At 63.0% G+C, this 10,901-nt stretch carries 9 protein-coding genes; 5 read left to right on the top strand and 4 right to left on the bottom strand.

What is annotated here, in order from left to right; translation table 11 throughout:
* Positions 1 to 301: 301 nt before the first annotated feature.
* From LQ215_RS22000 to LQ215_RS21985, 4 genes are all read left to right on the top strand, one after another.
* Positions 302 to 2,665 carry a hybrid sensor histidine kinase/response regulator gene (locus LQ215_RS22000; protein WP_230152558.1) on the top strand — a complete coding sequence of 788 codons (2,364 nt, stop codon included), beginning with the start codon at positions 302 to 304 and terminating at the stop codon, positions 2,663 to 2,665.
* 92 nt (positions 2,666 to 2,757) lie between these two features.
* The gene (locus LQ215_RS21995; RefSeq protein ID WP_230152557.1) at positions 2,758 to 4,407 is read left to right on the top strand and encodes an acyl-CoA dehydrogenase family protein; all 1,650 of its coding nucleotides are present in this window, start codon (positions 2,758 to 2,760) and stop codon (positions 4,405 to 4,407) included.
* A 436-nt stretch (positions 4,408 to 4,843) separates the two neighbouring features.
* Complete coding sequence (gene amn, locus LQ215_RS21990; RefSeq protein ID WP_230152556.1) at positions 4,844 to 6,343, top strand: AMP nucleosidase; 1,500 nt, start codon at positions 4,844 to 4,846, stop codon at positions 6,341 to 6,343.
* A gap of 138 nt (positions 6,344 to 6,481) precedes the next feature.
* The gene (locus tag LQ215_RS21985) at positions 6,482 to 7,048 is read left to right on the top strand and encodes a pseudouridine synthase (protein WP_230152560.1); all 567 of its coding nucleotides are present in this window, start codon (positions 6,482 to 6,484) and stop codon (positions 7,046 to 7,048) included.
* Here the strand turns inward: LQ215_RS21985 and LQ215_RS21980 are convergent.
* Both LQ215_RS21980 and LQ215_RS21975 read right to left on the bottom strand, forming a co-directional pair.
* Positions 7,043 to 7,252, bottom strand: coding sequence for a DUF2788 domain-containing protein (locus tag LQ215_RS21980; RefSeq protein ID WP_007937369.1), 210 nt, complete (start codon positions 7,250 to 7,252; stop codon positions 7,043 to 7,045). The genes LQ215_RS21985 and LQ215_RS21980 overlap by 6 nt on opposite strands.
* A gap of 156 nt (positions 7,253 to 7,408) precedes the next feature.
* Positions 7,409 to 7,888: an Lrp/AsnC family transcriptional regulator gene (locus LQ215_RS21975; RefSeq protein ID WP_230152555.1), complete on the bottom strand. Its 480-nt coding sequence runs from the start codon at positions 7,886 to 7,888 to the stop codon at positions 7,409 to 7,411.
* Between the two features lie 414 nt (positions 7,889 to 8,302).
* Between LQ215_RS21975 and LQ215_RS21970 the strand changes: the two genes are divergently transcribed.
* A complete protein-coding gene (locus LQ215_RS21970; RefSeq protein ID WP_230152554.1) occupies positions 8,303 to 9,313 on the top strand; it encodes a DUF6515 family protein in 1,011 nt (336 codons plus the stop codon).
* A 204-nt stretch (positions 9,314 to 9,517) separates the two neighbouring features.
* Here the strand turns inward: LQ215_RS21970 and LQ215_RS21965 are convergent, their stop codons facing one another.
* Positions 9,518 to 10,411 (bottom strand): cation diffusion facilitator family transporter, encoded by an 894-nt coding sequence (locus LQ215_RS21965; protein WP_230152553.1) that lies wholly within the window; start codon positions 10,409 to 10,411, stop codon positions 9,518 to 9,520.
* A gap of 28 nt (positions 10,412 to 10,439) precedes the next feature.
* Positions 10,440 to 10,859 carry a polyribonucleotide nucleotidyltransferase gene (locus LQ215_RS21960; protein ID WP_230152552.1) on the bottom strand — a complete coding sequence of 140 codons (420 nt, stop codon included), beginning with the start codon at positions 10,857 to 10,859 and terminating at the stop codon, positions 10,440 to 10,442.
* Positions 10,860 to 10,901: the final 42 nt, after the last annotated feature.

Raw genomic sequence — 10,901 nt, 5'->3', positions numbered from 1 at the left:
CCCGCTGGGCTGCGCAGCGGCCCCGGATTTTGGGAGCGCTGCGCACTCCAGCGGGAGCAAGCTCCCTCGCCACATTGGTCCGCCAGTTATCGACCTGACCGATGCAACAGCTCTATCTCAAGGCTTTGCTCTGAAACGCCCGTTCTAGAGCCTTCTGTAGGAAAGATTTCAATGGTGCAAATTGGCCATCAGCGGCTATGCTAGGGATGGATCCAACTCATAACAGGTAATGCCGGTTTTACGTCTACTCAGGGAATGGGGGGCTTCCTGACTCAACCGGACAGGCCGCGCTGGGGCTTAAATGCGCTATTTGCTGATGTTGTTGCTGTGCTTGTCCCCTCTGGCAAGTGCTCTCGAATTCGATGAATTCACCCAAAACCTGCCCTTGGGCCATGCCTTGCAGGTATTCGAAGATGCGGGCGGCACGGCCACCATTGACGATGTCCTGGCCCAGGCTGCCGCGGGTGCTTTCAAGCCCCACGACCAAGCCGCGCTGAACGCCGGTTACTCTCGATCAGCCTTCTGGTTGAAAATCGACCTGCAGTACCGCCCCGGCAATCCGGACGCCCAGCGCACCTGGTTGCTGGAGCTGGCGTACCCGCCGCTGGACCACCTCGATTTGTACCAGCCCGATGCGGCAGGGGCGTATCGCCTGGTTCGCCAGACCGGTGATGCGTTGCCGTTCGCCAGCCGCGAGATCCGCCAGAACAACTACCTGTTCAGCTTGGCTCTCAAGCCTGAACAACCGCAGACCCTCTACCTGCGCCTGCAAAGCCAGGGTTCGATCCAGGCGCCGCTGACGCTGTGGTCGAGCACTGCGTATCTTGAGCAACAGCCGGTGCGCTTGTATGTACTGGGGATTATCTATGGCGTGCTGCTGGGGATGCTGGTCTACAACCTGTTCATCTACCTGAGCGTGCGCGATACCAGCTACCTCTATTACATCTTCTATATTGCCTCGTTCGGCCTGTACCAGTTGTCGGTCAACGGTGCCGCCGTTGAGTACTTCTGGCCGGACAACCCCTGGTGGGCCAACGCCGCGACGCCGTTCTTCATCGGTTGCGCGGGCCTGTTTGGCAGCCAGTTCGCCCGCAGCTTCCTGCAAACCGCCCAGCACAGTCGTTGGCTCGACCGCTTGCTGCTGGCGCTGATCGCCTACAGCGCCGTGGTGGTCGGCCTGTCGCTGATGACCAGTTATGCCCTGGCGCTGCGCCTGGCGACGGCATTGGCGCTGCTGTTTACGGTGACGATCTTTGCCGCCGGGCTGTTTGTCTGGTGGCGTGGCCTGCGGGTGGCGCGTTATTTCATTATTGCCTGGTCGGCGTTTCTGCTGGGGGGCATCGTCAATACGTTGATGGTGCTCGGTTACCTGCCGAACGTCTTCCTGACCATGTACGCCAGCCAGATCGGCTCGGCTATCGAAGTGGCGCTGCTGTCCCTGGCCCTGGCCGACCGCATCAACGCCATGCGCGAACAGCAGGCCCAGACCCTGTTGGACGCCGGGCAGAAACTCGAAGTGCTCAACCAGCAACTGGCCCACGGCAACAAGCTCAAGGATGAATTCCTCGCCACCCTGACCCATGAACTGCGCACGCCGATGAATGGCGTGATCGGTTCCCTGGAGTTGATGGAAACCGTCGAGATGGACGCGGAACTGACCCAGTATCAACAGACCGCCGCCGGTTCGGCGCGGGACATGATGCGCATGGTCAACGGCATCCTCACCCTGACCGAGTTGCAGGCCGGCAAGCTCAAGGTCTATCCGGCACCGTTCAGCCTGCGTGGGGTGGTCGATGCACTGCAGGTGCAGTTCGGCGCCAATGCGGCGGCCAAGGGCCTGGATTTCAAGGTCGACGTGTCCCCCGGCCTGGCGGACCGCCTGCTCGGCGACAGCGGCAAGCTGGCCCAGAGCCTGGAATGCCTGCTGGACAACGCCATCAAGTTCACCCGGGTTGGCGGCCTGGCCCTGCGCGTCAGCGGCCGGCCGACGGCGCTTGATCGGTTGGTGCTGTCCTTTGCCGTCATCGACACCGGAATCGGTTTTACCGACCTGGGGGAAGCGACCTTGTACCAGCGCTTCTTCCAACTCGACGGTTCGATGACCCGCGAATATGGCGGCCTCGGCGTGGGGCTGGCTATCTGCCGGCAACTGGTGGAGCTGCTGGGCGGACGCCTGACCCACACCTCCGAGCCTGGTCGTGGCAGCCGTTTCCAGTTGGACGTGGAGTTTGACGTGGCCTTGCCAGCCGCGGTCCCGACGCCGTTTTCCTTCGGTGGCAGCCAGGGTTCGCGCCTGCCGCAGGATTGCACGGTGCTACTGGCCGATGACAGCAGCATCGATCAGTTGGTTATGCGCGGCATGTTGCTCAAGCTCGGGTATCGAGTGCGCACCGCCGACAGTGGCCGCGCCGCGCTGGATCTGCTGCACGGCGAGCGTTTTGATGCGGTGCTGCTCGATTGCCAGTTGCCGCCGCTGGACGGCGTGTCGCTCTGCTGCCAGATCCACAGCTTGTCCGGCTGCGAGGAACTGCCGGTGCTGGTCGTCAGCCCGAACGTGGGGCGCGAGTGCTGTCCGTCGGGCGCGCCGGTCGATTACCTGAACAAGCCAGTGAAGTTCGAGGCGCTGCAGGCGATGCTCCAGCGCCGGGTGCTTTGTCCGGGGTAGGGTGAAAGCGCCGACATTTAGGCGCATATGACACTTTGTTCGGCCTGGAGGCGGTGCTTAACTGAATCCCTGGCCGATCGAGGAGCCCTGTCATGAACCTGCACCAGTTCGCTGAAACCCACGATGTCACCAACCAGCCGCCGTCCCTGGATGGCGCCAACCTGTACCGCATCGACCTGCCGCTGCAGCAGTGGTCGCAACGCTTTGGGGCGGGCTGGGCACAGGCGCGGATCGATGCGTATGGGGCACTGGCCGGCGGGCCGTTGATGGAAGCGGGCTTCCTGGCCAACCAGAACAAACCGGTGTTCTCCAGCCATGACCGTTATGGCCATCGCATCGACCTGGTGGAATTCCATCCGGCCTATCACCAGTTGATGCGCACCGCCGTCGAGCACGGCCTGCCCAGTTTGCCCTGGGCCCATCCGCAGCCTGGCGCGCATGTCGCCCGGGCCGCGATGACCTATCTGCACAGCCAGGCCGAGGCCGGCACCGGCTGCCCCCTGACCATGACCTTCGCCAGCGTGCCGGCGCTGCGCTTGCAGCCGGACCTGGCCGAGCGCTGGGAGCCCAAGGTGCTGGCCACCGAGTACGACCCGCGCAACGTCGGCATGGCTCACAAGGCCGGCGTGACCCTGGGCATGGCGATGACTGAAAAACAGGGCGGCACCGATGTGCGGGCCAACACCACCAAAGCCTATCCGGTGGGCGCCAGCGGCCCGGGCCAGGCCTATGAGCTGGTCGGGCACAAATGGTTCTGTTCGGCGCCTATGTGCGATGCCTTCCTTACCTTGGCCCAGACCGACAAGGGCCTGACCTGTTTCCTGTTGCCGCGCCATCGCCCCGACGACACCCGCAATCAGTTTTACATCCAACGGTTGAAGAACAAGCTGGGCAACTGCTCCAACGCCTCCAGCGAAGTCGAGTTTCGTGGCGCACTGGCCTGGATGGTGGGTGAAGAAGGGCGGGGCGTACCGACGATCATCGAGATGGTCGCCATGACCCGTTTCGATTGCATGGTCGGCTCCAGCGCCCTGATGCGCCAGGCGCTGACCCAGGCCAGCCATCACTGCGCGCACCGCAAGGTCGGTGGCAAGGTGTTGAGTGAACAGCCGCTGATGCAAAACGTCCTGGCTGACCTGGCGCTGGAAAGCGAGTCCGCATTGGCCTTGAGCCTGCGCATGGGCCGGGCGCTGGACCACCTGAATGATGAACACGAGGCCAAGTTCGCCCGGCTGGTGACGGCGGTGGGCAAGTACTGGATCTGCAAGCGCGCCCCCGCGATGATCAACGAAGCCGCCGAATGCATGGGCGGCGCCGGCTACGTCGAAGACAGCATCCTGCCGCGCCTGTACCGCGAAGCGCCGGTCAACTCGACGTGGGAAGGCTCCGGCAACGTGCAATGCCTGGATGTGCTGCGGGCCTTGTCCAAGGAGCCCGGCGTGCTGGAGGTCTTGTTCAGCGAACTGGGCGACGGCCACGGCGACAAGCGCCTGGCCAGCCACATCCACCAATTGCACGCGGCGTTCAAGGACACCGACGACATCCAGTACCGCGCCCGGCAATTGACCGAAGACATCGCCGTGGGCCTGCAAGCCAAGCTGTTGCTTGAGGCGGGGAACAGCGATGTCAGCGATGCCTTCATCGCCAGTCGCCTGGGGTCGACCGGGCGGGTGTACGGTGCCTTGCCTCGGGGCTTGAATGTCGAGGCCATCGTGACGCGCTCCACCCCACACGTCTTTTAGACACAACACGTACCCTGTGGGAGCGAGCCTGCTCGCGAAGGCGTCGGCACATCCAACATTTGTAGTGACTGATACACCGCTATCGCGAGCAAGCTCGCTCCCACAGGGGACCTGCGGTGAATGAAAGTTCTGGGACCACTGAAGATCAATTGTGGGAGCGAGCCTGCTCGCGAAGGCGTCGGCCCATCCAGCCTCTACGGTGACGGACACACCGCGATCGCGAGCAGGCTCGCTCCCACAGGGGACCTGCGGTGAATGAAAGTTCTGGGACCACTGAAGATCATTTGTGGGAGCGAGCTTGCTCGCGATGGCGTCGGTACATCCAACATTTGTGGTGGCTGACACACTGCCATCGCGAGCAAGCTCACTCCCACAGCGGCTTTATGGAGGCTCGGTCACTACGCCACTGTTCCCGTCCGGCGGCGATGCAGGCAAGATGAAGGCCTGCAAGTCAGAACACAGGAAGCTGATCGTGACCGAAGCGTTTATTGTCGTTCAAACCGCCGAACAAGCCGTGGATCGTCTGGCGGCCCTGCACGAGCGTGCGACCACCGCGTTGAACCAGGCGCTGATGCGTTATCTCAAGGACCGCGTCGAGCCGGATGCCGAGCAGCGTGCGTTGTTTCGTTATCCGGCCTTGCGCCTGACCTATCACTGCCACGGCGAAGTCCCGCAAACCACGCGTGCCTATGCCAAGGTCCAGTTGCCTGGCACCTACAGCGTCACCGTCACCCACCCCGCCGCCTTCCGTAAATACCTGCTGGAACAGCTGGTCCCGCTGATGCACGACTTTACCGTCACCGTGGAAGTGGGCGTCAGCGAGCAGAACATTCCGTACCCGTACGTGGTGGAGCAGGGCGACGAACTGGCCGGCTCCGGCGTGACCGCCGCCGTGCTGGCGCGGGTTTTCCCCAGCACCGACCTGTCGGCCGCCACCGATGGCATTGCCGACGGCCTCTATGACTGGGAAAACACCGACCCGCTGCCCCTGGCGCTGTTCGACGCCGCGCGGGTGGATTTTTCCCTGCGCCGGCTGGTGCATTACACCGGCAGCGACTGGCGCCATGTGCAGCCGTGGATCCTGCTGACCAACTATCACCGCTATGTCGACCAGTTCATCGTCCACGGCCTGGAGCAACTGCGCAGCGACCCGCGCTTTATACGCATGGTCCTGCCGGGCAACGTGATCATCGACAAGAACATGGAGCACAGCGAAGCGTCGGCCATCGCCGCTGGCGTGGTCTGGCACCGCTACCAGATGCCGGCCTATCACCTGCAGACCAACGACGGCCATGGCGTGACCCTGGTGAACATCGGTGTCGGCCCTTCCAACGCCAAGAACATCACCGACCACCTGGCCGTGCTGCGCCCGCATTGCTGGCTGATGATCGGCCACTGCGGCGGGCTGCGGCAGTCCCAGACCATTGGCGACTACGTGTTGGCCCACGCCTACATGCGCCGCGATGGCATTCTCGACCGGGTGGTGCCACCGAATATTCCGATTCCAGCCCTGGCCGAAGTGCAGATGGCGCTTCAACAGGCCGCAGCGAACATCACCGGCGAAAAGGGCGACGAGCTGAAAAAGCGCCTGCGCACCGGCACCGTGCTGACTTACGACGACCGCAACTGGGAGCTGCGCTGGGCCCAGGAGCGTCCGCTGATCAACCTGTCCCGCGCGGTGGCGGTGGACATGGAAAGCGGCACCATCGCCGCCCAGGGTTATCGCCTGCGGGTGCCTTACGGCACCTTGCTTTGCGTTTCGGACAAACCGTTGCACAGCGAAATCAAGCTGCCGGGCTCGGCCAACGCGTTCTATGAGCGAGCGGTCAACCAGCACCTGAAGATCGGCATCGAGGCGTTGGATCTGTTGCGCACCGAACTCAACTCGTTGCATTCGCGCAAGCTGCGCAGCTTCGACGAGCCGCCGTTCCGCTGACACGGTGGTGGTTATTTAGCGGTCAGGCCACTAGCATTACCGGCCCTGACCGCTAGATGTTATGCCGCCATGCCCCGTCCTCCACGCCCTGCTTCCCGTCGCCCTGGCGCGAAGCTTCCAGCCTCCGCCCCGCGCCGTGTGGCCAAGGCCCCGCCGGCCGAGCCGAAGCTGATCCTGTTCAACAAACCCTTCGATGTGCTGACGCAATTCAGTGACGGTGAGGGGCGGGCGACGCTCAAGGATTTTATCGACGTACCGGGCATCTACCCGGCCGGACGGCTAGATCGTGACAGCGAAGGCTTGCTGTTGCTGACCAACGATGGGCAGTTGCAGGCGCGGATTGCCGACCCCAAGCACAAGCTGGCCAAGACCTATTGGGTGCAGGTGGAGGGCGAGCCGAGTGCCGAACAGTTGCAGCGATTGCGCGATGGGGTTGAGTTGAACGACGGCATGACCCTGCCGGCCGAGGCACGCTCATTGGACGAACCGCAACTCTGGCCGCGCAACCCGCCGGTGCGTTTTCGTAAAAGCGTGCCCACAAGCTGGCTGGAGCTGGTGATACGCGAGGGGCGCAACCGCCAGGTGCGCCGCATGACCGCTGCGGTAGGCTTGCCGACGCTACGCCTGGTGCGGGTCAGGATCGGCGACTGGACGATCGAAGGGCTCGATCAGGGCCAGTGGAAAGAAGTGCCGGCGCGCTTATAACGTCCCGGATTCGATCAGGCCGATCACCACGCTCTTGATGACGAACGCGGCCACGCCGAGGCCCAGCACGAAAAACAGGATGAACGAGCCGAAACGTCCGGCCTTGGACTTCTTCGCCAAGTCCCAGACGATGAAACCCATGAAAATGATCAGGATGCTGACCAGGCCGGTCATCATCCACTCTTCGAAAACAGCAGGATCCATCAGGACACTCCGGCGTGGGCGGGGTTGAAAAGGCGCGGCGAGTATAAGGCATGGGGCGCGGGCGCGGGATTGGCCTGCGGCGGTGTGTCGCAGCTATTCATCGGTTGGGCTGTAGATTTTGTGGCGAGGGGATAAATCCCCTCGCCACAAAAGCGGTCAGCTACGCAGATGAGTCAACGGCAGTTCGGTGCTGTTGAGTACCTGGTTCAGCACAAAACTCGAGCGCACGCTGGTGACGCCATCGATCCGGGTCAGGTGCCCCAGCAGCAGTTTCTGGTAGTGGTCCATGTCCGGCACCACGACCTTGAGCTGGTAGTCCGCGTCCATGCCGGTGACCAGGCTGCACTCCAGCACTTGCGGCAGGCTGCGGATGGCGGCTTCGAAGTTCTCGAAACGCTCGGGGGTGTGACGGTCCATGCCGATCAGCACATAAGCCGTCAGGCTCAGGCCCAGCAGCTTGCGGTCGAGCAGGGCGACCTGGCGGGTGATGTAGCCGTCATCCTCCAACTGCTTGACCCGTCGCGAGCAGGGGGAGGGCGACAGGCCGATGCGTTCGGCCAGTTCCTGGTTGGAGATGCGCGCGTCGCGCTGCAATTCCGCCAGAATGCTCAGGTCGTAACGGTCGAGTTTGCTCATCGGTCGGGCCTTTATCTTGATAATTGCGGCAGATTATCTATCCGAGGTTAAAAATTGCGCAAGTGATGTTTATTTACGCAATCTTCGCAATCATCCATCGACACCCAAGGCTTATGCTTACCACCAAGATCACTGCTCGGACAAACAGTCCAGTGCAGCCCGCCCAATCAGGCCGGCTGCGGTCGCAGTACCCACCGGTACTGGCAGACCCCCGAGCTGCACACCGTCCAGAAGACGGCGTGAGGTGAGCCGACGTCATAAGCGTCGAGCACGGACGAAATTCTCAAGGGGAGGCCGACGGGTCTCCCTTTTTTAATGCCTGCGAAATAAACCCCGTGGCTGATAACCTATCGCAGAACCGGCCTGGGCTTTTCCAGTCTTACCATCAGGCCCTGAACCGTTGTGAGGAATTTCATGAAGTCGCGCATCTGGCGTTTGGCAGGTGTTGGTCTGTTGTGGGCAAGTGTCAGTGCGCAGGGAATGGCCGACGATCAGCAAAACCGTGGCGGCCCCGACGGCGGTCCTGGTCAGGACGGACGCGGCGGCAATGGCCAGGGTTACTCGGGCCAGCCGCGGCCGCAGAGCAACGAAATCATCCGGGGCGACAACAGTCGTCAGTTCGAGGTCAAGCCACAGCCGCAATACCAGGGCGGCCAGCGCTATGACCGTGGGCCTCAAGACCCCAACGGCCATGGCCGGCCGCAGCCGCAGCCCGGCAACAACCTGCCGATCCAGGGCCGGCCCGACAGCGTGACCCAGACCCGCGAACCGCAACCGGGGTACTACCGCGATGTCCCGCGTCGCAACGACGGTTATCCAAACGGCGGGCCCCGTCCAGGCCATGACAACCGTCCCGAACAGCATTGGCCCGGTCGACCGGACGGCCATGGCAACGGCTGGGGCCCAGGGCCGCAGTATCGCCCGGGTTATGTGATCGACCGCTTCCCGGATCGCAACTACCGCGTGCCTTATCGCGGCCAGGATTATTTCTACTCGGGCGGCTACTGGTATCGCCCTCAAGGGCCGCGTTACATCGTGGTCGAGCCGCCGCGGGGCATCCGTACCCGTTACCTGCCCGATTACGCCAGGGAAGTGTGGATCGGCAGCTCGCTGTTCTTTCTCGCCGCGGGCGCCTATTACATCTACGAAGCCAGCACCCAGGACTACGTCGTGGTCGAGCCGCCCGTGGCCAACCCGCAGCCTCAACCCCAAGGCAACAGCTTTGACGTGGTGGCCTACCCGGCCAACGGCCAGTCGCCCGAGCAGGTCAACCGGGACGGGTACGACTGCTATCGCTGGGCGGTGCAACAAAGCGGTTTCGATCCGCGCAACTACAGCTACCCACCGGCACCGGAAGTGGTGCAGACCTATCGCCAGGCCCAGGGCAGTTGCTTGAGTAGTCGTGGGTATCAGGTGACGTACTGATCACCCAGCATAGAAAAACAGTCCCCTATGGCGAGGGAGCCTGCTCCCGCTCGACGTTGTAGGCGCTGTGTAGGAGCTGTCGAGTGCAACGAGGCTGCGATCTTTCCCCAGGCACTTGAGTCTCAAGCGAAAGATCACAAGATCGCAGCCTTCGGCAGCTCCTACAGTGCGCAGCCCAGCGGGGATAAATCCCCTCGCCACAGGTTATGCGCTGACGGCTTTTACCACTTCCGACGGATCGGCATGCACCAGCACTTCGGCCTTCGGATAAGCATGATGGATCGCATCGGCGGCCTGGTCGCTGATGCCGTGGGCCACTGACAGGGTCAGTTCCCCCGGCAGCTCCAGGTGCAGTTGCACGAACCAGTGGTTGCCGGAGATCCGCGTACGCAGGTCATGGGCGCCGAGCACGCCAGGCACCGCGCAGGCCAGTTCCAGCATGTGCTGGCTGACATTGGGTGGCAGTTCCTGATCCATCAGCACCGCGAAGCTTTCCCGGGCGATCTGGACCGCACTCCACAGAATGTAGATGGCGATCCCCAGGCCGAACCAAGCGTCGAGTTGATACCAGCCAAACCCGGCCAGCACCAGCGCCACCAGGATGCTGCCGTTGAGCAACAAGTCGGAGCGATAGTGCAGCGAGTCGGCACGCACGGCGTTGGAGCCGGTGGCGCGGATGACCCGGTACTGCAATGCCAACAAGGCCAGGGTCAGCGCGAGGGAAAACACGATCACGCCGACGCTCAGCCAGGGGGCATCCACCGGCACCGGGTTTTTCAGCCGCTCGAAAGCCTGCAGGGCAATCAATACCGCACTGCCGCCGATAAACAGCGCCTGGGCCATGCCGGCCAGGGATTCGGCCTTGCCATGACCGTAGCGATGGTCATCGTCGGCGGGGCGCAGCGCGTAATGCACCGCCAGCAGGTTGAGCAGCGAGGTGACGCCGTCCAGTGCCGAGTCGGTCAGGCCGGCAAGCATGCTCACCGAGCCGCTGAGCCACCAGGCCAGGGCCTTGGCGACGACGAGTGTAAGCGCCACGGCCACTGACGCCCGGGTGGCCAGGCGTAGCAGACGAGCATGTTCGGTGCTGGTGGTCATGTCGCGGTCATTCCTTGCGTGGTGTCCGTCAGGCGGCGGGTTTGAGACCGAGGGCGGCCAGTTGTTGCGCGCTGCCTTTGTGTTGGATCAACCGAGGATCGTCCAGCGGGAAGCTGCGGCCCAGTTCGCGTTCCAGGATCGCCTGCAATTTTTGGTTATTGACGGTGCCGTCGGGGTTGATGGCCGGCTTGAGTTTCTCTGGCTCGATCTGGACGCTTCGGCCCGGTTCGAAATAAATGGCGCCAGTGGCAAAGTCCACGGCGAACGCGATCAGGCCGGGGATGATGTAGAACAGCAGGCCGACGGCGTCGAGCGCGGCGATCGCCGGGTCGATCTTGCCATCGATCTGGCCGCGACGGTCCGGGTAGAAGATCGAGCCGCAGGCGCTGAGTTGGGTCAGCAGGGCGGCGACCAGGACGCCACCGATTACGCGAAAGGGAATACGCATAGCAATCTCCTGAGCAGGTAAAGGCGTTGCTGGTTGGAGTCC

Origin of the sequence: Pseudomonas brassicacearum (assembly GCF_918698105.1) — a bacterium.
In the GTDB taxonomy this organism is placed as follows: Bacteria; Pseudomonadota; Gammaproteobacteria; order Pseudomonadales; family Pseudomonadaceae; genus Aquipseudomonas; species Aquipseudomonas brassicacearum_F.
The sequence above is the reverse complement of the archived record's forward strand: the minus strand, read 5'-3'. Positions and strand labels throughout refer to the sequence as shown.

What these genes read in the sequence shown, in the direction of transcription:
- LQ215_RS21960 (WP_230152552.1), bottom strand. Translation starts at nt 10,859, where the DNA reads ATGCGTATTCCCTTTCGCGTAATCGGTGGCGTCCTGGTCGCCGCCCTG.
- amn (WP_230152556.1), top strand. Translation starts at nt 4,844, where the DNA reads ATGAAGGCCTGCAAGTCAGAACACAGGAAGCTGATCGTGACCGAAGCG.
- LQ215_RS21995 (WP_230152557.1), top strand. Translation starts at nt 2,758, where the DNA reads ATGAACCTGCACCAGTTCGCTGAAACCCACGATGTCACCAACCAGCCG.
- LQ215_RS21980 (WP_007937369.1), bottom strand. Translation starts at nt 7,252, where the DNA reads ATGGATCCTGCTGTTTTCGAAGAGTGGATGATGACCGGCCTGGTCAGC.
- LQ215_RS21975 (WP_230152555.1), bottom strand. Translation starts at nt 7,888, where the DNA reads ATGAGCAAACTCGACCGTTACGACCTGAGCATTCTGGCGGAATTGCAG.
- LQ215_RS22000 (WP_230152558.1), top strand. Translation starts at nt 302, where the DNA reads ATGCGCTATTTGCTGATGTTGTTGCTGTGCTTGTCCCCTCTGGCAAGT.
- LQ215_RS21965 (WP_230152553.1), bottom strand. Translation starts at nt 10,411, where the DNA reads ATGACCACCAGCACCGAACATGCTCGTCTGCTACGCCTGGCCACCCGG.
- LQ215_RS21970 (WP_230152554.1), top strand. Translation starts at nt 8,303, where the DNA reads ATGAAGTCGCGCATCTGGCGTTTGGCAGGTGTTGGTCTGTTGTGGGCA.